General features: G+C 31.8%; 17 protein-coding genes and 1 pseudogene. 11 read left to right on the top strand and 7 right to left on the bottom strand.

The features are described 5' to 3' along the window. The first annotated feature begins 10 nt into the window (after nt 1–10). The 3 genes from ACIQ11_RS02115 to ACIQ11_RS02105 all read left to right on the top strand — a co-directional run bounded on the left by ACIQ11_RS02115 (nt 11) and on the right by ACIQ11_RS02105 (nt 2,320). The gene (locus tag ACIQ11_RS02115) at nt 11–148 is read left to right on the top strand and encodes a GldM family protein (RefSeq protein WP_396152358.1); all 138 of its coding nucleotides are present in this window, start codon (nt 11–13) and stop codon (nt 146–148) included. Nucleotides 149–166: 18 nt separating this feature from the next. Then, complete coding sequence (gene gldN, locus ACIQ11_RS02110; protein ID WP_396152356.1) at nt 167–1,066, top strand: gliding motility protein GldN; 900 nt, start codon at nt 167–169, stop codon at nt 1,064–1,066. 198 nt (nt 1,067–1,264) lie between these two features. Beyond that, complete coding sequence (locus ACIQ11_RS02105; protein WP_396152354.1) at nt 1,265–2,320, top strand: NAD(P)/FAD-dependent oxidoreductase; 1,056 nt, start codon at nt 1,265–1,267, stop codon at nt 2,318–2,320. Here the strand turns inward: ACIQ11_RS02105 and ACIQ11_RS02100 are convergent. Beyond that, complete coding sequence (locus tag ACIQ11_RS02100; protein ID WP_396152352.1) at nt 2,309–2,701, bottom strand: DUF983 domain-containing protein; 393 nt, start codon at nt 2,699–2,701, stop codon at nt 2,309–2,311. The genes ACIQ11_RS02105 and ACIQ11_RS02100 overlap by 12 nt on opposite strands. Nucleotides 2,702–2,764: 63 nt before the next feature. Between ACIQ11_RS02100 and ACIQ11_RS02095 the strand changes: the two genes are divergently transcribed. Continuing rightward, the gene (locus ACIQ11_RS02095; RefSeq protein WP_396152350.1) at nt 2,765–4,678 is read left to right on the top strand and encodes an ABC-F family ATP-binding cassette domain-containing protein; all 1,914 of its coding nucleotides are present in this window, start codon (nt 2,765–2,767) and stop codon (nt 4,676–4,678) included. Nucleotides 4,679–5,054: 376 nt separating this feature from the next. On the opposite strand, the gene ACIQ11_RS02090 is transcribed toward ACIQ11_RS02095, so the two are convergent. The 5 genes from ACIQ11_RS02090 to ACIQ11_RS02070 all read right to left on the bottom strand — a co-directional run bounded on the left by ACIQ11_RS02090 (nt 5,055) and on the right by ACIQ11_RS02070 (nt 11,712). Further along, nucleotides 5,055–7,202, bottom strand: a complete 2,148-nt coding sequence (locus tag ACIQ11_RS02090; RefSeq protein WP_396152347.1) for a S46 family peptidase — start codon at nt 7,200–7,202, stop codon at nt 5,055–5,057. A gap of 174 nt (nt 7,203–7,376) precedes the next feature. Continuing rightward, the gene (locus tag ACIQ11_RS02085) at nt 7,377–8,678 is read right to left on the bottom strand and encodes a zinc-dependent metalloprotease (RefSeq protein ID WP_396152344.1); all 1,302 of its coding nucleotides are present in this window, start codon (nt 8,676–8,678) and stop codon (nt 7,377–7,379) included. A gap of 52 nt (nt 8,679–8,730) precedes the next feature. Next, the gene (gene obgE / locus ACIQ11_RS02080) at nt 8,731–9,732 is read right to left on the bottom strand and encodes a GTPase ObgE (protein ID WP_396152342.1); all 1,002 of its coding nucleotides are present in this window, start codon (nt 9,730–9,732) and stop codon (nt 8,731–8,733) included. A gap of 101 nt (nt 9,733–9,833) precedes the next feature. Next, entirely contained in the window at nt 9,834–11,108 is a 1,275-nt protein-coding gene (locus tag ACIQ11_RS02075; RefSeq protein ID WP_396152340.1) for a hemolysin family protein, read from the bottom strand. A 31-nt stretch (nt 11,109–11,139) separates the two neighbouring features. Next, complete coding sequence (locus tag ACIQ11_RS02070) at nt 11,140–11,712, bottom strand: adenylate kinase (RefSeq protein ID WP_396152338.1); 573 nt, start codon at nt 11,710–11,712, stop codon at nt 11,140–11,142. An 80-nt stretch (nt 11,713–11,792) separates the two neighbouring features. On the opposite strand from ACIQ11_RS02070, the gene ACIQ11_RS02065 reads away from it, so the two are divergent. From ACIQ11_RS02065 to ACIQ11_RS02050, 4 genes and pseudogenes are all read left to right on the top strand, one after another. Next, on the top strand, nt 11,793–12,344 hold the full coding sequence (locus tag ACIQ11_RS02065; protein WP_396152336.1) for a hypothetical protein: 552 nt from the start codon (nt 11,793–11,795) through the stop codon (nt 12,342–12,344). A gap of 60 nt (nt 12,345–12,404) precedes the next feature. Beyond that, nucleotides 12,405–13,534: pseudogene (locus ACIQ11_RS02060) on the top strand (5-(carboxyamino)imidazole ribonucleotide synthase). 74 nt (nt 13,535–13,608) lie between these two features. Beyond that, complete coding sequence (gene purE, locus ACIQ11_RS02055; RefSeq protein WP_396152334.1) at nt 13,609–14,094, top strand: 5-(carboxyamino)imidazole ribonucleotide mutase; 486 nt, start codon at nt 13,609–13,611, stop codon at nt 14,092–14,094. A gap of 241 nt (nt 14,095–14,335) precedes the next feature. Next, on the top strand, nt 14,336–16,360 hold the full coding sequence (locus ACIQ11_RS02050) for a M3 family metallopeptidase (RefSeq protein WP_396152332.1): 2,025 nt from the start codon (nt 14,336–14,338) through the stop codon (nt 16,358–16,360). Between the two features lie 453 nt (nt 16,361–16,813). On the opposite strand, the gene ACIQ11_RS02045 is transcribed toward ACIQ11_RS02050, so the two are convergent. Continuing rightward, nucleotides 16,814–17,581 (bottom strand): hypothetical protein, encoded by a 768-nt coding sequence (locus tag ACIQ11_RS02045; protein WP_396152330.1) that lies wholly within the window; start codon nt 17,579–17,581, stop codon nt 16,814–16,816. A gap of 142 nt (nt 17,582–17,723) precedes the next feature. On the opposite strand from ACIQ11_RS02045, the gene gcvP reads away from it, so the two are divergent. From gcvP to ACIQ11_RS02030, 3 genes are all read left to right on the top strand, one after another. Next, nucleotides 17,724–20,567: an aminomethyl-transferring glycine dehydrogenase gene (gcvP, locus tag ACIQ11_RS02040; RefSeq protein ID WP_396152328.1), complete on the top strand. Its 2,844-nt coding sequence runs from the start codon at nt 17,724–17,726 to the stop codon at nt 20,565–20,567. 314 nt (nt 20,568–20,881) lie between these two features. Further along, complete coding sequence (locus tag ACIQ11_RS02035; protein ID WP_396152325.1) at nt 20,882–21,940, top strand: 3-oxoacyl-ACP synthase III family protein; 1,059 nt, start codon at nt 20,882–20,884, stop codon at nt 21,938–21,940. A gap of 79 nt (nt 21,941–22,019) precedes the next feature. Next, on the top strand, nt 22,020–22,447 hold a 428-nt coding region (locus ACIQ11_RS02030), incomplete at its 3' end, for a methyltransferase (RefSeq protein WP_396152323.1).

The raw sequence follows: 22,447 nt of genomic DNA, 5'->3' as shown, positions 1-22,447 counted from the left end.
GGGTTCTAAAATGAATGGACAAGCTATCTCAGCAATCAAAAAAGCAGGTAGAGGTGATGTTGTTACAATATCAGAAATTAAAGTTAAGTATGTTGGTATCAACCAACCTGCTAAAAATGTTTCGCCTTGTACATTTGAGGTACAATAATTTAAATAAAATAAAAAAATGAATTGGAGAAATTTTTTATTAGTAACGGTATTTGGTTTGAGCACACTTTCGTTTGCACAATCTAATTTACTAAATGCAAAGACACCTGCAGAAATCGGTAAAAAAACCGAAGCAGAAAAAAATGCGGATAACGACAAACCTTTACCTTATGGTTATATAGGAGATAGAGATGTCTTTATGGGAAAAACGGTTTGGGAACTTATTGATGTGGACCAAAGAGTAAATTACCCAATGTATTATCCAGTTGATGATTCTAAAGATTTAGGTTCAGAAAGAAAACCACTTTTTGAAGTGATAATGAAAGGAATTGATGATGGAAAAATTACTGAAGTATATGATTCAGGATATTTTACTACAAAAAAGACTTTTAACGATATTCAAAAAGCAAGAGTTTTTATAGATACCTCAGATGCTGGTATTGAACAGTTAGCAGCTGGAGATCCTATATCGGAAGAATTTATTACTAAGCAAACTATTGATGCGTTTCATGTTAGAGGATATAAAATAAAGGGTTTCTGGTATTTTGACAAACGTCAAGGCGAATTAAAATACAGATTACAAGGTATTTGCCCTCTAGTACCTGATGTATATACTATGAACAAAGAAGAAAATAAAAATGATGCTCCTATTGAGTTGTTTTGGATTTATTTTCCATCTTCGAGAGACGTACTTCATGCCGCTAAAGCTTTCAATGAAAGAAACTCCGCTATGCCATTTACATTTGATCATTTGTTAAATTCACGTCGTTTTAATGCCGTAATTTATTTAGAAGAAAATGTGTATGGTGATAGAGAGATTAAAGATTATATGAAGGAAAATGCACAAATGCAATTATTAGAATCAGAAAGAGTAAAAGAAAAAATACGTAATTTCGAATTAGATATGTGGAATTACTAATTAAAATATTTCTCCAATCATATTACAAAAAACTCTTACTTCGGTGTAAGAGTTTTTTTTGATTAAATTTGTACCATACAAAAAGTACTTTTTTGTCATTTCGACGTAAGGAGAAATCTCATAATCATAATTACTTTAAGTGTTTGCTACTTTAGTTGAAATGACAATATTGAGAATAAACTATTACAATACAACAAAATGGAAGTTGATTATCTTATTATTGGTTCAGGTTTAGCAGGAATTTCTTTTGCAGAAACGTGTTTGTTACACCATAAAAAAATAATGGTACTGAATGACAATTCTCAAAACTCAACTACAATAGCAGGTGGATTATACAACCCAATTGTTTTAAAACGATTTACAAAAATATGGGAAGCAGAAGCTCAATTGGCTATTACAATTCCATTTTATAAAAATTTAGAAACAAAATTAGGCACAACATTTTTATATGAAATTCCGTTATTTCGTAAACTAAATAACATTGAAGAACAAAACAATTGGTTTGCCGCGTCTGATAAAACTACCCTATCCAATTATTTATGTAGTGAATTAAATACTTTAAATAACGAAGCTATAGTAAGTAATTATAAATTCGGAAAAGTAAATGAAACAGGTTTCTTGGATACTAAAAAATTAAAAGAAAACTATACCAATTATTTAGTAGCAGAAAATTGCTATTTAGAAGAAACTTTTGATTATTCTAAGTTAGTAATCAAAGATGATTATGTAGAATATGATGCTATTAAAGCCAAAAAAATTGTATTCGCAGAAGGTTTTGGTTTACATAACAATCCCTATTTTAACAACTTACCACTTGATGGAACAAAAGGAGAACTTTTAGTTATTAAGTCCGAAAATTTAAAGTTAAATGAAATTATAAATTCAAGTATATGGATTTTACCTTTAGGAAATCATTTATATAAAGTAGGCGCCACCTATAATTGGGAAGATAAAACCAACCAAAAAACCGAAAAAGCAAAAACAGAATTACTTACCCATTTAAAAGAAGTGATTTCTTGCGACTTTGAAGTAATAGATCATTTAGGAGGAATACGACCAACTGTAAAAGACAGAAGACCACTTTTAGGAAAACATCATCTTCACAACCAATTATATATTTTAAATGGTATGGGCACACGAGGCGTACTTTTCGCACCTTATTTATCAGATAAATTATATCAATATATTGAAAATGGAATCCCATTAGACAACGAAATTTCAATAGAAAGATGTTATAAAAAACTATTTAGATAAGTGTTCTTTCCAATTTTTATCAAAGTGAATAAAAATATTGATCCAGATATTTCTTGACATTCGCATGATAAGGGTATTGCTTAAAATTAAAGCAACAACAATTGAAATAAAAGCCGTTTTTAAATTGGCTTGAAACACAAAATGCGAAACTAAAAAGGTAATAATTCCAATTAGCACTCCAAGTCCATAACTTACAAACATGGCACCAAAAAAGAAAGAAGGCTCTATTTGATAAACTAGTTTACAGTGCGAACACTTTTCGTTCATGGCATAAATTTTCATAATATTAAAAGGGTTTGCATCTAAATACATACTTTCTTTATGGCATTTAGGACAACAACCCGTTATCATCGCATAAATTTTAGAACCTTTACCAAACATTTTTACTATTTTGATGTAAAGGTAAAATAAGTATAGTACTTTTGCACCTTATTAGAAAAAAACATGCTGAATATACATAATCTTTCTGTTTCCTTTGGTGGAACGTATTTATTTGAAGAAGTTACTTTTAGAATGGGCGCTGGCGACAGAGTCGGTTTAGTAGGTAAAAATGGAGCAGGAAAATCGACCATGTTGAAAATTTTAGCTGGCGATTTCAAACCCGATTCTGGGCAAATTGCTACTGAAAAAGAAGTAAGAATTGGATTTTTAAGACAAGATATCGATTTTGAAGCAGGAAGAACGGTTTTAGAAGAAGCGTATCAAGCGTTTACTGATATTAAAGAAGTAGAGAAAAAGCTAGAAGAAATCAATCACCAATTAGTAACAAGAACCGATTATGAAAGCGAGGTGTATTCTCAAATTATTGAAGATTTATCGGATTATACGCACAGATTTGAACTTTTAGGAGGTTATAATTATGTGGGTGATACAGAAAAAATATTATTAGGTTTAGGATTCAAACGAGACGTTTTTAATAACCAAACTGAAACGTTTTCAGGTGGTTGGCGTATGCGTATCGAATTGGCAAAACTATTGCTTCAAGCCAACGATATTCTCTTATTAGATGAACCTACCAATCACTTGGATATAGAAAGTATCATTTGGTTGGAAAGTTTTTTACGAAATTATCCTGGAGTAGTAGTTATTGTATCGCACGATAAAATGTTTTTAGATAATGTTACGAATCGTACTATAGAAATTTCATTAGGAAAAGCGTATGATTTCAATAAACCGTATTCGCAATATTTAGAATTGCGTCATGAAATTCGTGAAAAACAATTGGCGACACAAAAAAATCAAGCCAAGAAAATTGAAGAAACCGAAAAATTAATTGAAAAGTTTCGTGCCAAAGCTTCTAAAGCCTCAATGGCACAATCTTTAATTAAAAAATTAGATAAGGTAGAACGAATTGAAGTGGATGAAGACGACAATTCCGTGATGAATATTTCATTTCCAGTTTCAAAAGTACCTGGAAGAGTCGTAATTGAAGCCGAACACGTAACAAAAGCGTATGGTGACAATACGATTTTAAAAGATATTTCACTATTAGTGGAACGAGGTAGCAAAATTGCATTTGTAGGACAGAACGGGCAAGGAAAATCGACTTTTATAAAAGCAATCGTGAACGAATTTGAATTTGAAGGTTCCATAAAATTAGGACATAATGTTCAAGTGGGTTATTTTGCACAAAATCAGGCAGAGTACTTAGATGGTGAAATTACGTTATTGCAAACTATGGAAGATGCCGCAACGGATACCAATAGAGCAAAAGTAAGAGACATGTTGGGCTCCTTTTTGTTTCGTGGTGATGATGTGGAGAAAAAAGTAAAAGTACTTTCTGGAGGCGAAAGAAACCGTTTGGCTTTATGTAAATTATTGTTGCAACCCATTAACGTTTTGGTAATGGATGAACCTACAAATCACTTAGATATTAAATCGAAAAATGTTTTAAAAGCGGCACTTCAAAAATATGAAGGTACGCTCCTACTCGTTTCTCATGATAGAGATTTTTTACAAGATATGTCTAATTTAGTATATGAATTTAAAGACCAAAAAATTAAAGAATATTTAGGCGATATCAATTACTTTTTAGAACAACGCAATTTAGAAAACATGCGTGAAGTTGAAAAAAAGGATATTGAGAAAAAAGAAGATTCTGCAAACCAAAATTCCAAAGCTTCTTACGAAGACCAAAAGAAAAACAAATCGTTACAAAATAGATTATCAAAAATTGAAAGTCAAATTAAACAATTAGAAATTGACATTCAAAACGATGATAAAGAATTGGCTTCTAATTACGACAAGCACTTGGAAAACGCTTCATTTTTTACAGCATACAACAAGAAGAAAGCAGAATTGGACAAACTACTTTCAGATTGGGAAATGGTTCAGGAGGAGATTGATAATTTGGTTTAAAAAATAGTTCCAAAACGTTTTACAATTCAATGAAAAAAAAGATGCTTTCAGCATAACAAGATAGTGTTGACTTTCTTTTGTTTTGAAAACGGATTTGCGTTAGTGATGGGAACGGCATCCTTTTTTATTTTGTTGCCTTCGAGTGCCTCAGGCAACAAAACAACTATTATACATGAAAGTAAACGTTGTCTGAGGTTCTCGAAGATAACTTTACGACTAAAGAAAGGCAACAAAATTAAAAAGATATAGTGGACAGCACGACCTGAAAGGGAACGCCCAACCATTCGACAAGCTAAGGATGACAATTAAAACTATAGAAAACAAAAAAGAGTCCCGATTTCTCGAGACTCTTTTTTTATTTGTAACTTTAAGTAAATTATTTCACTAAAGTCATTTCGTCTACAATGTGTTTAGCACCAGAGAAATTTTCAATTACCCAAAGTACATAACGAATATCTACGTTTATTGTTCTTTGTAACTTTTGGTCAAAAATAACATCTCCAGCCATTGCTTCAATGTTACCATCAAAAGCTAAACCGATTAATTCCCCTTTACCATTTAATACTGGAGAACCAGAATTTCCACCTGTGATGTCATTATCAGTTAAGAAATTGACATGTAAAGAACCATCTTTATCCGCATAACGACCGAAATCTTTTTTAGCATTCATAGCTATTACTTTTGAAGGTAAATCGAATTCTAAATCACCTTTTTTGTATTTTTTAACTTGTCCATCTAACGTGGTGTAGTTATTTACTTTAGCGTCATTTCTTTTATCAGCTGGTAACGAACGAACTTTTCCATACGTTAAACGTAACGTTGAATTCGCATCTGGATATAAAGTAGTACCAATTTTAGATTCTCTTAAACCTTCAACTAATAAACGGAAAGAGGCTCCGAAATCGTTTTGTGCTTTCATTAACTCGTCACTTCTTTTACCAAAATGAGATGTTAAATCATTTGATAAAACATATAAAGGGTCGCTTGTTAAAGCTGCATCGTTTGGAATTGCTAAGTAAGCTTTAATATTTTCAATTGAAGTAAAAATACTTGCATCAAAAGCTGAAGCTACATAATTTGTAAAATCACCATTGTTTTCTTTTGCTAATTTTTCTACTGTTGGTGCTAATGCATAACCTGCTTTTTTAGCGTATAAAGCCAACTGAGCTGCTAATATATCTTTTTCAGCAGGAATATGTAATTCCTTAAACATTTCGTTTGCCATTTCTTCAATAGCCGGAGCCATTTCAGCGCGTTTAGCCGCATCTGCTTTAGTATACATTTCTAATTGTCTTCCTAAAGATCTGCTAATTGTTCCAAAAGCTGACGTTCTAAATAACTGTTGTAAATAATTATCATGACGCGATTTCTCATTCGTCATATCATAATATTTGTTGATTGTAGCTACAACATTTCCGTATTTAGCTTGATTAGCTGGTTGATTCGCCCAAGTATTAAATTTAGCTTCTTGAGCTGCTTTAGATTTTGCAGTTCCAAATTTTGTTAAGGCATCAATCATACCTTGACGGTTTTTCCAATAGTTAGCTACACCTGCAAATTTAGAAGCATAAATTAAGTTCAATGCATCCGATTGAACCATATATTTTTTCATATTGTCCATTCCAGTTTTAGAACCTTCTACCCAAGCTGGGTAAGCAAATTTTACGTTTTGCTCAATTCCACCAGCTGGCATCCAACGGTTTGTACGACCTGGATATCCTAAAATCATAGCAAAATCGTTTTCCTTAACACCGCTTAAATTAACTGGTAAGTGATGCTTAGGGTTTAACGGAACATTGTTTACAGAATATTCTGCAGGATTTCCGTTAGCGTCTGCATAAATTCTAAACATAGAAAAATCTGCAGTATGACGTGGCCATTCCCAGTTGTCTGTATCTCCACCAAATTTTCCTAAGCTTTCTGGAGGCGTACCAACTAAACGAACGTCTTTATAATCTTGATATACGAAATAGTAATATTCATTTCCTTGAAAAAACGGACGAACTGAAACGGTATATTTTCCGCCTTCATTGTTTTCTTTTTCAATTTTAGCAATTTCTTGGTTGATTGCTTTTTCTCTTTCAGCTTCACTCATTCCTGGTGTTACAACTGATAAAATTCTTTTTGAACAATCGTCCATACGAACAAAGAAACGCACAAATAAACTCGAAGGTTTTAATTCTTCTTTTCTATTTGCTGCCCAATATCCTTCTTTTAGATAATTTTTTTCTGCAGTAGATAATTCCGCTATCGCATCATAACCACAGTGGTGATTGGTTAATACCAAACCATCTTTTGAGATTAATTCAGCTGTACAACCTCCGTTAAACTGCACAATAGCATCTTTTAAACTGTGGTTGTTAATACTGTAAATTTCTTGAGGGGTTAATTGTAATCCCATTTTTTGCATATCACGGTGATTTAAACGTTCAATGAACATTAAAAACCACATACCTTCATCTGCTTTAACGCTCATTGGCATCAGCATAATTCCAGCAACTAAGGATAAAATAATTTTTTTCATTTTAATTTTAGGTAAAGTTAATTAATATTAAAGTAGTCGATAAATTTAAATAAATGTTACAGTATTCCGACTATTTTTTGTTTAAAAATATTTATGTTAATCATATTATTATCTAATAAAAAACAGTTAAAAGTAAACTTCCAACTGTTTTTTAAAATATTATTTATTATAGAATTATTCTATAATTATTTTTTTAGTGATTTGAGCACCTTTACTCTGAATCGTTACAAAATACATACCGCTCAAAGCGTTTTCTAATTCAATATTTTGAACTAAATCCGATGTTTGATTGTATTCTGCGTTAAAAATTTCTCTTCCCAATGCGTCTATAATTATAACCGAATAATTATCAATAGCTTCAGATAATTGAATTGAAAAAACACCTTTATTAGGGTTCGGAGCTATTGAAAAATTATTTTTTACAAAATCATTATTTGCTAAAACATTGGTTTGTAACTGAGAGGATATTGCATTATACCAAGCTGTCATTCTATTAGCCTGACCAACTGTAAACATATACATACATGCATCATTAGTGTAATCCATATAATTCATTGTTAGTACCGGAGTAACTCCGTCACAACCTGGTACGGATCCAACTGATGGGCAACCTCCTGTATCAACGTCTTGTGGAGGCGTATCACAAACTCTGTCTCCTTGAGTGTTACAATTGGTGTTAGTACAACTTTGAAATGTATGCCACAAATTAAAGAAGTGACCTAACTCATGCGTTAAAGTTCTGCCTAAATTATAAGGTCCGGAAGGTACAAATCCAGTACAACTTGATGGAGAACCCGACATAATTGCGCCAAAGGCATTATTATCTATAACGACTGTCATACCTTGTGAAGGAGATCCTCCTAATGGAGAAAAACCTAAAATCCCTCCAGTTAAATTTGTGACAACTAAATTACAGTAACCAGCCCAACTACTATCCATGTTACATGGATTACAAAATCTATCTCCTGCAGCCAAAAAGTGAGTGCCAAAAGTAACTGCTAAGTTTCCATTTGATAAACCTGAATCCGATGGATGATTTTGAGTGGCAATTTCCCAAGAAACATCAATATTTCCAACATTTGTTCCTGGATAATATATGCTTGCATCTGTCCAAAGTGAAATATCGGTATTAGTAGCATTAAAATCCGCATTTAATATGGCTACTTGTTTTTGAGCCAATAATCTCAAACAATTTTTTACGGATTCAGTACTTGTATTTGCTACTGATGGATAGTGAATAGCCACAGGAATTCTTATTGTAGCATTTGTACTAAGAGCAGACGAACCATTTCTTTGTTGTTGCGCATTAGTTAATCTTTCTAATTCACTTTCAAATTGTTTTTGCAAATCTAAATACTGTTTTTTCATCTCTGGATTAGCTAATAAGCTTTCCATATATGCATCAGTTCCGCATGTTCTGTGTTGTCCAAAACTTATGGAAACAACAAAAAGTAATAAAAGTAATTTTGTTTTCATTTGATTAATTAATATTTAATTTTCAAAAATATAAAAAAAATGACAACAATTGTTATATATTCAACATTTTCCACAATTTATCTTTCAATTCTGTTAATCCTTGTTGGGCAACAGATGAAATAAACATATAATCTAAACCTTTAAGGTCTTTATCTAATTGTTGTTTCATTTCTTTTTGTAATTCTTCATCTAACATATCACATTTTGAAATCACCAACAACCTGTCTTTATCTAACATTTCCGGATTATATCGTCTTAATTCATCAAGAAGAATTTCGTATTCTTTCTTAATATCATCCGCATCAGCTGGAACCAAAAATAATAACGTAGAATTTCTTTCAATATGTCTTAAAAAATAATGGCCTAACCCTTTACCTTCAGCTGCACCTTCAATAATTCCAGGAATATCTGCAATTACAAAGGATTGAAAATCTCTGTAAGCAACAATTCCTAAATTTGGTTTCAATGTGGTAAATGCATAATCCGCAATTTTTGGTTTTGCAGAAGTCAAAACAGATAATAATGTCGATTTTCCAGCATTTGGAAATCCAACTAAGCCTACATCCGCAAGCACTTTTAATTCTAAAATAACATCTACTTCCTCTCCAGGAATTCCAGGTTGTGCATATCTTGGCGTTTGGTTAGTAGAACTTCTGAAATTCCAGTTTCCTAAACCTCCTTTTCCGCCACGAGCTAAAATTTTAGTTTCGCCGTCTTCTGTAATTTCGAATAAAATTTCGCCAGTTTCCTTGTCCTTAACAACTGTACCTAATGGAACTTCTATAAATTTATCTTCTCCATCATGTCCGGTACTTCTACTGCTTCCTCCATCTCCACCGTGACCTGATTTTACATGTCGTAAAAATTTTAAATGAAACAACGTCCATAAATTTTTACTTCCTTTAATAATTACATGACCTCCACGACCACCGTCTCCACCATCTGGACCACCTTTTTCAATAAATTTTTCTCTGTGTAAGTGAGAAGAACCCTTCCCGCCTTTACCAGATGCAACATATATTTTTACGTAGTCTACGAAATTTCCTTCAGTCATTTTTTTGTTTTTTAGCTTTCAGTTGTTAATCCTACTGAAACTATATTCTAAAATATTAATTTTTAATTTTTATGCAGACTAAAAACTGCGAATGAAACAACTTATTCCGTAAGTGGTTTTATTAAAATTTTATCAATTTTAACGCCATCCATATCCATTACTTCAAATTCTAATTTGTTCCAAATAAGCTTTTCACCTTGTTTCGGAATACTTCCTAATTCTGTAATAATCAAACCACTAACAGTAGTAACCTCATAATCATTAAGCATATCATCCAAATCGAAATACGTCATAAAATCGTGTAATGAATATTGTCCATCCACCAACCAAGTTCCATCTTCTCTTGCAATTAATTGATATTCTTCATCTGAAAAATCAGCTGCGTCACCTACTAATGCTTCTAAAATGTCATTTAATGTAATTATTCCTTGAAAAACGCCATATTCATCTGTAACCAATGCATAATGAATTTTAGACATTTTAAAATTTTCTAACGCTTTATAAGCCGAAGTATGTTCAATAAAATATACCGGCTCAATCATAATTTTCTGTAAATCGAAATCGCCTTTTTCAATATTTGCAAATAAATCTTTTAATAAAACTACACCTATAACTTCATCCAAATTTTCATTACAAACAGGATATACAGAATGTAACTCGTCTAAAATTTTCGCTTTTAGTTCTTCATAACTTTCATCTAAAGCCAAATAAACAATGCTTTTTCTGTGCGTCATTAAAGAATTTACTTTTCTATCGCCAATATGAAACACACGCTCCACAATATCTTGCTCAATTTCTTGAACTTCTCCTACTTCCGTACCTTCTTTAATAATGGCTTTTATTTCTTCTTCAGTAACCTTACCATCCGCGGTTGGTTTTATCTTAAATATTTTTAAAATGAAATCTGTAGAAGTAGTTAATAACCATATAAATGGTGCTGTAACAATTGACATTACTTTCATTGGAACGGCTACAGACTTAGCAATGGTTTCAGGATAATTTAGCCCAATTCTTTTTGGTAATAATTCGCCAAATACTAATGAAAAGAAAGTTAAAATCACAACAACAACACTAACTGCTAAAGTGTGAGCATATGGAAAAGTTAATGTATAGGTTGCGAAAAAAGTTTCAACATCTGTTGTTATTTTATCGCCAGAATAAATACCAGTTAAAATACCAATTAAGGTAATACCAATTTGTACCGTAGACAAAAATTTGTTAGGTGAATTGGCTAAATCTAAAGCTGTTTTTGCACTCGTGTTGCCTTTTTTGGCGGCGGTTTCTAACCTATTTTTTCTTGCTGATATGAGTGCGATCTCTGACATAGAGAAAATTCCATTGAGCAGTATCAACAAGAATATTATGACTATTTCCAATTTTTATATAGTTGAATTAAATGCAATGTACTTAAAATTTATCGATTATTGTACTTAATCGTTCCGTGATTTCTTCAATCGAACCTATTCCATTTACAGCATAAAACTTTCTTTGTGCCTTGTAATACGACATTAAAGGTGCTGTTTTTTCGTTATATTCTTGGTATCTGTTTCTAATTTTTTCTTCGTCTTGATCGTCTGGTCTGCCTGAAGTTTTTCCTCTTTCTAACAAACGTTTTACTAAAATTTCATCATCTGCTTCTAATGCAACTGTTGCTGTAATTTCTTCGTTTTTTGACGTTAAAAAAGCATCTAAAGCTTCTGCTTGAGCAATTGTTCTTGGAAAACCATCAAACAAAAAACCTCTTGATTGACTGTTTTTTTCTACTTCACTTTGTAACATTTGAATGGTTACAGAATCTGGAACCAAATCTCCTTTATCCATATAGGTTTTAGCCAATAAGCCCAATTCTGTTTCGTTTTTAATATTAAATCTAAAAATATCTCCTGTAGATAAATGCGTTAACGAATATTTTTCTTTTAAAAATTCTGCTTGAGTTCCTTTACCAGCGCCTGGTTTTCCGAATAAAACAATATTAATCATTGTGTTGTTAAAGTTAAAATAAACCACAAATTTACAAACTATTAAACATATAAAAACATTATTATGTGTTTTTTTAAAAATTGATTATTTTTACATCGATGGATCAAGCATTTTACAAACTGCTATCGGAAAGTACTGCACATCGAATAAGTCGAGAATTTATTCGTGATTATGTAGTTCAACATCCAGAAAAATTGCAATATTTATTGGAAATTGGTCTTAATGAAAAAGATAAAATTCATAATAAAGCGTATTGGTCATTAGAATTAATTTTCGAAATTAAATTAGAACTAATTCTCCCATATATTAATGAATTTTTAGAAAAAATAGGGAAATTCAAAAATCATTCTGCTATTAGACCCGTTTCTAAAATATGTTTGTTTTTATCGAAATCAAAAACTATAAAACTAACAGAAAACCAAGAAACTAAAATTATTGAAACGTGTTTAGATTGGCTAATTCAGGATGAAAAAGTTGCAGCAAAAGCGTATTCTATGATAACTTTATACAATTTTGGAAAAAAATATTCCTGGATAAACGAAGAATTAAAAACCATACTTTCGCAAGATTTCTTTAAACATTCCGCAGCATATAAAGCAGCTGCTAAAGATATTTTAAGAAAACTAAAATAGCGGCTAATTGCGAAACAAATTCAAATTAGTATCTTTGCACAAACACAACAATAACAACTAATGAATTATTTTTCTTCAGATTTTAAATTAGGCATTTTAGGTGGCGGTCAATTGGGTAAAATGCTTTTGACAGAAACCAGAAAATTTGATATCACTACTTTCGTTTTAGACCCAAGTAACGAAGCGCCAGCACAGTATGGAGCTACTAAATTTTTTGTTGGAAGTTTGTTAGATTACGAAACCGTTTACCAATTTGGTAAAATGTGTGATACCATTACCATTGAAATTGAAAATGTAAATTTAGACGCATTAGAAAAATTGGAAGAAGAAGGACATATTGTTTTCCCTTCACCTAAAACGTTACGATTAATTCAGAATAAAGGAAAACAGAAAGATTTTTATGTTGAGAACAATATTCCAACATCAAATCACCAGCGTTTTGTAGATTTATATGATTTAAAAAAAGCATTAGAAAAAGACGAATTAGAATTTCCTTTTGTTTGGAAATGCGCCCAATTTGGTTATGATGGAAATGGCGTGAAAATTTGTCGTTCTACAATGGATTTATTACATTTACCTGAAGTAGAATGCATTACAGAAGAAATGGTGCCGTTTAAAAATGAGTTAGCCGTGATTGTAGCACGAAATGCAAACGGTGACATTAAAACCTATCCTGTTGTGGAAATGGAATTTCATCCAGAAGCCAATCAGGTAGAATATGTAATTTGTCCAGCCAGAATTGATGAAAAAGTAGCACAATTAGCAATTGAAATAGCACTTCAAGTTTCAAAAGCGTTCAACCATATTGGATTATTAGCTGTGGAAATGTTTCAAACAGAAAACGACGATATTTTAGTAAACGAAGTCGCACCAAGACCTCATAATTCAGGACATCATACTATTGAAGCAAGTTATACTTCGCAATTTGAAAACCATTTGCGTTCGGTGTTAAACTTACCTTTAGGAAATACAGATAGTAAAGTAGCTGGAATTATGGTAAATTTGGTAGGTGAAGAAGGCTTTTCTGGACCCGTTATTTACGAAAACATCGAAAAAATAATGGCAATAAAGAAACACGACCATTCAGAAAAATGGGACACGTTACGATTGTAAATGAAGATATGGCAGCAGCCAGAAAAATTGCCGAAGAAGTAAAGAATTCAATTAGAGTAATTAGTGAAGTAAAATAAAAACAGATTTCACAAATTAGCACAAATTAAATCTGTGAAAATCTGTAAAATCTGTGTTCAAAAAAATATAACTTATGAGTAAAGTAGCCATAATAATGGGAAGCATTTCGGATATGTCAGTGATGCAAGAAGCCATAGACATTTTAAAAGGATTTGATATTGAAACCGAAGTTGATATTGTTTCGGCACACAGAACACCAGAAAAGTTATTCGATTTTAGTAAAAACGCACACACTCGTGGAATTTCAGTAATTATTGCTGGTGCAGGTGGTGCGGCACATTTACCAGGAATGGTGGCTTCTATGAGTCCACTTCCAGTAATTGGAGTTCCTGTAAAATCAAGTAATTCTATTGATGGATGGGATTCTGTTTTATCTATTCTACAAATGCCTGGCGGAGTTCCTGTTGCAACAGTTGCACTAAACGGAGCAAAAAATGCTGGGATTTTAGCCGCACAAATTATCGGAATTTCTGATAAATGTGTGTTAGATAAAATTATATTCTACAAAGAAGGTTTACGTGATACCGTGTTAAAGGCATCTGAAAACTTGAAGAAATAAAAAACCCCGATAAAAATCGGGGCCAAAAAACTATTCACTATTAAGTGACAACTATAAAAAAAAAAATTCTGTTTGGGGGTAAAAAAAATGATTTACTTCATTTTTTCTTTTACAAATATACGTATTTTATCGGTAAAAAAAGTGTTTTGTCGGATTTTTTTGAAAATATTTTTAAAGTATTCCTAAATCACTGAGTTATAAACTGATAATAAATATCAAATACCACAAAAAACTTACATATATGTCGATTTTAACCGAAAAATTCAACACAAAATACAATTCAGCACCATTTGCAACAATAAAATTAGAAGATTATTTCCCAGCTTTTGTTCAAAACATAGAAAAAGCACGATTTGAAATTGACCAAATTATTCATTCTACTGAACCAGCTACTTTTAAAAATACCATCGAAGCATTAGAATATTCTGGTGAAGCGTTAGACCGATTGTCAAGTATTTTTTTTAATTTAAATTCTGCGGAAACTTCAGATGAAATGCAAAAAATCGCACAAGAAGTTACGCCATTACTAACAGAATTTGGAAACGACATAGCTTTAAATGAAGATTTATTTAAAAAAGTGAAATCCGTTTATGAAAACAGGAACACTATAAATTTAACAACAGAACAAGCTACATTATTAGAAAAAAAATACAAAGGTTTTACTCGAAATGGAGCGTTACTTTCTGAAGATAAAAAAACACGTTTACGAGAAATTGATACCGAATTGGCGCAATTGCAATTGACTTTTGGAGAAAATACCTTAGCAGAAACCAATAATTTTGAATTACACATTACAAATGAAGCGGATTTAAAAGGGTTGCCAGATGGCGCCAAAGAAGCCGCTGCCGATTTAGCCAAATCTAAAAATAAAACAGGTTGGTTATTCACTTTAGATTTTCCAAGTTATATGCCATTTGTAACTTATGTTGAAAAAAGAGAATTAAGAAAAGAAATGGCAATTTCGTTTGGCAAAAAAGCCTTTCAAAATAACGAATACAACAACGAAGAAATTACTAAAAAAATTGTAGCGCTACGTCACGAACGTGCTAATTTATTAGGTTACGAAACGCATGCGCATTTTGTTTTAGAAGAACGAATGGCGCAAAACCCAACGAAAGTTCTATCTTTTTTAAATGATATTTTAGAAAAAGCCAAACCCGCTGCTAAAAGAGAATTTGAACAATTAGCTGCATTTGCAAAAGAATTAGACGGAATTGAACAATTAGAAAAATGGGATAGCGCCTATTATTCAGAAAAATTGAAACAAAAATTATTCAATTTAGATGATGAAGCATTAAAACCTTATTTCAAATTAGAAAATGTTTTAAGTGGAGCATTTACTATTGCAGAAAAACTTTTTGGAATAACATTTTACGAAGTTTTTGACATTGATAAATACCATTCTGATGTACAAACTTTTGAAGTTTTAGATGAAAATAAAAATTTAGTTGCGATATTTTATACCGATTTCTTTCCAAGAAAAGGCAAAAGAAATGGCGCTTGGATGACCTCTTTCAAACCACAATATATAAAAGACGGAAATAATGAAAGACCTCACGTTTCTAATGTCTGTAATTTTACTCCACCGACTGCTACAAAACCTTCTTTATTAACGTTTAATGAAGTTACCACTTTATTTCACGAATTCGGCCACGGATTGCATGGTATGTTGGCCAACACCACCTACCCAAGCCTTTCGGGAACTTCGGTATTTTGGGATTTTGTAGAATTACCGTCTCAAGTAATGGAAAACTGGTGTTACGAACCAGAAGCCTTGGCTTTGTTTGCGAAACATTATGAAACAGGTAAAATTATTCCACAAGAATATGTGGAGAAAATTAAAGAATCGGCAAGTTTTTTAGAAGGAATGGCCACTTTACGACAATTGAGTTTTGGCTTATTAGACATGGAATATCATGGAAAAAACCAACCGATTGAAAATGTAAAAGCTTTTGAAAAACAAGCTATGGGCGACACGTCATTATTTCCAGATGTTGCAGAAAATTGTATGAGTGTTTCTTTTTCACATATTTTTCAGGGCGGCTATTCTTCAGGATATTATAGTTATAAATGGGCAGAAGTTTTAGATGCTGATGCGTTTGCCTATTTCCAAGAAAAAGGCATTTTCAATAAAGAAGTCGCTACCAAATTTAAAGAAAATGTTTTGTCAAAAGGCGGAACAGAACATCCAATGACGCTATACAAAAACTTTAGAGGACAAGAGCCAAATGCAGATGCTTTGCTGAAAAGAGCGGGGTTGATATAGTAAAAAAAATGAAGCTAATTTAACCAAAAAGCTAGATTGAATTTTAAATAAATTAATGATATGAATAGCTTAAATCCTATATATAAAATAAATAAATAAATTAATTTATGTAATTAATTTATTGCTCTATTTAGCCGTTTCACCCGGAATGGCATTTCAAATAATTTTAGGAATAACTCAATTTATTAGTGCAATTTATTTAACCAAAAACTTCTATAAAAAAGTATCGAATTTTTCAAGAAAATTATTGAAAACATATTGGACATTAACTATAATAGTATTTATTTCAATTGTTTTTATTCGAGATATTTTTTCAATAGTAGGAATTATAATCTGCTTTCTCCTTCCAATGCTAACTGCAACATTCTTTATGTATCTATTTTATAAATGTAGAAAAGAAATTAACGGATAAAATAAATAATCCTAACAGGTTTTTGAAACCTGTTAGGATTACTAAAACAAAACTAAAATCAGCCACCATAAAATAGGAATACTTTCCACCCAAAAACTAGTGTAATATTTCGTGTTTTTTGTCGAAGAAAATCTAATAAAAAGTCCTATTATAATTGCTATTACCACATCGAAACGTTCAAAACGAAATATTAAACTCAGAATACAAAAACAAATTAAAAAAAAGTAACCTAAATATTTAGTTTTTTTTATACCAAATTTCTGCGGTATCGTTTGCAAGGTTATTGCATCATGCTGCGAATCATAAATTTCAAATGGAATTAACAACGCGCAAATCAGAAAAAATAATTTCACTTGTAAAATTGTATCGTAAAAAAACACCGTTTTAGTTTCTAAAGTTGGAATGTAACTCACCACATACGTTACGCAAAAACTCACAACAGCTATTTTTAAAAACCAATATTTTCGTAAAAAGGGATACAATAAAACCAAAAAAAAGATTTGAAAAAATGCGATTTGAAAACTAAATTTCAATTGAAAAAAGCAAAATACAAAAGTCAAAAATGCAACTGTTGTAATTCCTAAAACAGATTTATTTTTGTGTACTGAAAACTTAGTGGATTTCCAAAATTCGTAATATTTTAAAACCGAATAACCCAAAACAGTTCCAGAAAAAATAGCTACTTCTAAAAACACGTGAGAAGAAATGTTTAACGAAAGTTCTACTACTTTTACAAAGGAGAAAATAGCAAAAGCAACATGTAAACTGCTTTTGATATATAAATCGAAAATTTGTTTTAAAACGAACATTCAACAAAAATAATCAAAGTGTTAATAACAAGCTATTTTAGTTGATAAAAATCACAAAAATTCAACTAAAAAGCAATTAATTTTAGCAGATTAATAATTACTTTTGTACTCAAATTTAAACACAACCTATTTTTATATATAAATGAAAACAGATGCTTTTGCTTTAAGACACATTGGAACTGGTGAAAACGACCTAAACCACATGTTAAAAACTATTGGAGTAGATTCAGTAGATCAATTAATTTACGAAACTATTCCTACAGATATTCGTTTAAAAAACGAACTAAATCTGGAAAAACCTATGACCGAATATGAGTACTTAAATCATATACCAGAATTAGGAAAAAAGAACAAAGTTTTCAAATCATATATTGGATTAGGTTATCATCCAGCAATAGTTCCTGCAGTAATTCAAAGAAATGTTTTTGAAAATCCAGGTTGGTATACAGCGTATACACCGTATCAAGCGGAAATTGCTCAAGGTCGTTTAGAGGCTATTTTAAATTATCAAACTACCGTTATTGAGTTGACTGGAATGGAAATTGCAAATGCTTCTTTATTAGATGAAGGAACAGCTGCAGCTGAAGCAATGACATTATTGTTTGATGTTAGAACAAGAGATCAAAAGAAAAATAATGTTTCTAAATTCTTTGTTTCAGAAGAAATTTTACCACAAACCTTATCTGTTTTACAAACCCGTTCTACGCCACTTGACATTGAATTAGTAGTTGGAAATCATGAAACATTTGATTTTTCATCAGACTTTTTCGGAGCCATCCTTCAATATCCAGGGAAGTTTGGTCAATTAAACGACTATACTTCATTTATAGCAAAAGCGTCAGAAAATGAAATTAAAGTTGCTGTTGCAGCTGATATTTTATCTTTAGTGAAATTAAAATCTCCAGGTGAAATGGGCGCTGCGGTTGTAGTTGGTACTTCACAACGTTTTGGAATTCCAATGGGTTACGGCGGGCCTCATGCTGCTTTTTTCGCCACAAAAGACGAATACAAACGCTCGATGCCAGGAAGAATTATTGGTGTTTCAATTGATGTAAACGGAAATCGCGCCTTACGTATGGCGTTAGGAACACGCGAACAACATATTAAACGCGAAAAAGCAACTTCAAATATTTGTACCGCTCAAGTTTTATTAGCAGTTATGGCTGGAATGTATGCGGTTTATCACGGACCAAAAGGTTTAAAATATATTGCAAATAAAGTACATAATTCAGCTAACGCAGCCGTAGAAGCTTTAAACAAAATTGGTGTATATCAAACGAATACTTCCTATTTTGACACCATAAATGTAAAAGCGGATGCTTCAAAAGTGAAAGCTATAGCAGAAAGAAATGAAGTGAATTTCTTCTACATTGATGCCGATACCATTTCAATTTCATTCAATGAAACTACTTCTATTTCTGATATTAATCAGATAGTTGCTATTTTCGCTGAAGCCAAAGAAAAAACATTTGAACCTATTACTGAATTAGTAGAAACTACTGTAATATCAGAAAATTTAATCAGAAAATCAACTTTCTTACAACACGATGTATTTAATAACAATCATTCGGAAAGTCAGTTGATGCGTTATATTAAAAAATTAGAACGTAAAGATTTAGCATTAAATCACTCGATGATTTCATTAGGTTCTTGTACCATGAAATTAAATGCGGCTGCCGAAATGTTGCCATTATCAATGGCAAATTGGAACAACATTCACCCATTCGCACCATTAGATCAAGTGGAAGGTTATTTGACCATGCTTAAAAAACTGGAACAACAATTAAATGTGGTAACTGGCTTTACAGGGACAACTTTACAACCTAATTCTGGTGCACAAGGCGAATATGCCGGTTTAATGACCATTCGTGCCTACCATTTATCTCGCGGCGATAATCACAGAACGGTTTGTTTAATTCCATCATCGGCACACGGAACAAATCCTGCTTCAGCAGCTATGGCTGGAATGGATATTATCGTGACAAAAACTACTCCAGAAGGAAATATTGATGTAGAAGATTTAAGAGAAAAAGCCATTTTACATTCGGCTAATTTAGCTGCTTTAATGGTAACCTATCCATCTACTCACGGTGTTTTTGAAAGTTCAATTATTGAAATTACAAACCTAATTCATGAAAATGGTGGTTTGGTTTACATGGATGGCGCGAATATGAACGCGCAAGTTGGATTAACCAATCCAGCTACTATTGGAGCCGATGTTTGTCACTTAAACTTACACAAAACGTTTGCTATCCCTCATGGTGGTGGTGGACCTGGTGTTGGACCAATCTGTGTAAACGATAAATTAGTGCCTTTTTTACCATCTAATCCAATTGTTAAAGTGGGTGGTGACCAAGCTATTACAGCTATTTCTGCAGCTCCTTACGGTTCGGCTTTAGTTTGCTTAATTTCGTATGGATACATATGCATGTTAGGTGCAGAAGGATTAACAAATGCTACAAAACACGCCATTTTAAACGCTAATTATATGAAAGCGCGTTTAGAAGCACATTATCCAATTTTATATTCAGGTGAAATGGGAAGAGCAGCTCATGAAATGATTTTAGATTGTCGTGCATTTGAAGATAATGGTATTAAAGTTACCGATATTGCGAAACGTTTAATGGATTATGGCTTCCACGCCCCTACCGTTTCTTTTCCAGTTGCTGGAACATTAATGATTGAACCAACAGAATCGGAAGATTTAGCAGAATTAGATCGTTTTTGTGATGCTATGATTGCAATTCGTAAAGAAATAAATGTATCGACAAAAGATGATACTCAAAATATTTTAAAAAATGCACCGCACACGTTAGCTATGGTTACTTCAGATGAATGGGTTTTTCCTTATACCAGAGAAGTTGCAGCATTTCCATTAGAATATATTGCTGATAATAAATTCTGGCCAACAGTTCGTAGAGTTGATGAAGCCTATGGCGATAGAAACTTAGTTTGTTCATGTGCGCCTATTGAAGCGTATATGTAATATTGAATTACGATTTTAGATTTACGATTTTCGGAGTCTAAAAACAAATAACATTAAAATCTCAAATTCCGATTTTGTGAATTTGAGATTTTTTTAATGAGCTATTAAACTGAAAATAAAATTTCAATATTTTCTGAAATTAACAAAAAAAAGTAAATTTTTTAACAAATTCGTAATAATTACTTAATTTACAAATTGTTATCCCTTTTTTGAATTTCAATTTCGTATTTTAGTATAAAATTAGTTTCAAATTATAATTAGAAATAAAATAAATACAGATTTGCGTATTTTGAAACTATAATAAATTTTAAAAAATGACAATAAAAATAACAGGTTCTGGAAGTTATATTCCTACAGAAACAATAACTAATCAAGATTTTTCTTCTCATGTTTTTTTAAATGAAGACGGTACTTCGTTTCCATTATCAAATGACGTAATCACTGAAAAATTTTATGGCATTACAGGAATTGAAGAACGTAAATATGCGCATACCGGTTTTCAAACTTCCGACATGGCAACAATAGCCGCAAAAAGAGCTATTGAAAATGCCAATATTGATCCTGAAACTTTAGACTATATAATTTTTGCTCATAATTTTGGAGATGTAAAAAAAGGCGCCATCCAAGGCGATATGTTGCCAAGTTTGGCTTCAAAAACAAAACATAATTTAGGCATAAAAAACCCTAAATGCGTGGCATACGATGTGCTTTTTGGATGTCCTGGCTGGGTTGAAGGTATGATTCAAGCTACGGCATTTATTAAAGCTGGAATGGCAAAAAAATGCCTTATTATAGGAGCAGAAACGCTTTCTCGAGTAGTAGATCCGCATGATAGAGATTCCATGATTTATTCTGATGGCGCAGGTGCTACAATTCTTGAAGCAAGTGATGAAAACGGAGGTGTTTTAGCCCATGAATCAGCATCTTTCACATACGAAGAAGCAAATTATTTGTTTTTTGGAAATTCCTTTAATAAAGCACACGACCCAAATGTGAGATATATAAAAATGCATGGCCGAAAAATTTACGAATTTGCCTTAAGCAATGTTCCAAAAGCTATGGCTGCCTGTTTGGATGCAAGTGGAATTAAAATTGATCAAATTAAAAAAATACTAATTCATCAAGCCAATGAAAAAATGGATGAAGCCATTATTCAAAGGTTTTACAAACTTTACAATCAAACTCCACCAGAAGGTATTATGCCAATGACCATTCACAAACTTGGAAACTCAAGTGTAGCAACGGTTCCTACATTATACGATGCTTTACTAAAAGGAGAAATTGAAAATCAAGAAATTCACAAAGGCGATATCATTTTATTTGCATCGGTTGGAGCCGGAATGAATATTAATGCCATCGTATATCAATTATAATATTTTTTAAATTTATTGATAAATGTTTCGTGTTTATCGTTAATTTTGCATTTATAAATCAATATCAAGCATCTAATTAATGTACGAAAAAACTTATCCAAGCAAACGATTCAATATTACTTTAGAATTTTTAAAAAAACATATTTCAACTTCTGAAACTATTTTTGATTTAGGTGTTCCCAATCCGTTTTCGAAAATAATGGTAGAAAATAAGTATACGGTTATTAATACTAAGGGTGAAGACTTAGATACCAATCAAACTGCTTTACGCGAAGAAAATTACGACGTATTTACAGGATTTGAAATTTTCGAACATTTATTAAATCCGTACACCATTTTAGAAAATGTAAAATGCGATAAAATTCTTATTTCAATACCCCTACGTTTATGGTTTTCATCGGCATACCGAAGTAAAACAGACAAATGGGACAGACATTATCACGAATTTGAAGATTGGCAATTGGACTGGTTATTAGAAAAAACAGGGTTTCAAATTGTAGATCGTGT

Origin of the sequence: Flavobacterium sp., from assembly GCF_044361065.1 — a bacterium.
Classification (GTDB): domain Bacteria; phylum Bacteroidota; class Bacteroidia; order Flavobacteriales; family Flavobacteriaceae; genus Flavobacterium.
This window is presented reverse-complemented; position numbering and strand designations above follow the sequence as displayed.

Coding starts and splice junctions, on each gene's coding strand:
- ACIQ11_RS02115 (WP_396152358.1), top strand. CDS start 11: ATGAATGGACAAGCTATCTCAGCAATCAAAAAAGCAGGTAGAGGTGAT.
- gldN (WP_396152356.1), top strand. CDS start 167: ATGAATTGGAGAAATTTTTTATTAGTAACGGTATTTGGTTTGAGCACA.
- ACIQ11_RS02105 (WP_396152354.1), top strand. CDS start 1,265: ATGGAAGTTGATTATCTTATTATTGGTTCAGGTTTAGCAGGAATTTCT.
- ACIQ11_RS02100 (WP_396152352.1), bottom strand. CDS start 2,701: ATGTTTGGTAAAGGTTCTAAAATTTATGCGATGATAACGGGTTGTTGT.
- ACIQ11_RS02095 (WP_396152350.1), top strand. CDS start 2,765: ATGCTGAATATACATAATCTTTCTGTTTCCTTTGGTGGAACGTATTTA.
- ACIQ11_RS02090 (WP_396152347.1), bottom strand. CDS start 7,202: ATGAAAAAAATTATTTTATCCTTAGTTGCTGGAATTATGCTGATGCCA.
- ACIQ11_RS02085 (WP_396152344.1), bottom strand. CDS start 8,678: ATGAAAACAAAATTACTTTTATTACTTTTTGTTGTTTCCATAAGTTTT.
- obgE (WP_396152342.1), bottom strand. CDS start 9,732: ATGACTGAAGGAAATTTCGTAGACTACGTAAAAATATATGTTGCATCT.
- ACIQ11_RS02070 (WP_396152338.1), bottom strand. CDS start 11,712: ATGATTAATATTGTTTTATTCGGAAAACCAGGCGCTGGTAAAGGAACT.
- purE (WP_396152334.1), top strand. CDS start 13,609: ATGAGTAAAGTAGCCATAATAATGGGAAGCATTTCGGATATGTCAGTG.
- ACIQ11_RS02050 (WP_396152332.1), top strand. CDS start 14,336: ATGTCGATTTTAACCGAAAAATTCAACACAAAATACAATTCAGCACCA.
- ACIQ11_RS02045 (WP_396152330.1), bottom strand. CDS start 17,581: ATGTTCGTTTTAAAACAAATTTTCGATTTATATATCAAAAGCAGTTTA.
- gcvP (WP_396152328.1), top strand. CDS start 17,724: ATGAAAACAGATGCTTTTGCTTTAAGACACATTGGAACTGGTGAAAAC.
- ACIQ11_RS02035 (WP_396152325.1), top strand. CDS start 20,882: ATGACAATAAAAATAACAGGTTCTGGAAGTTATATTCCTACAGAAACA.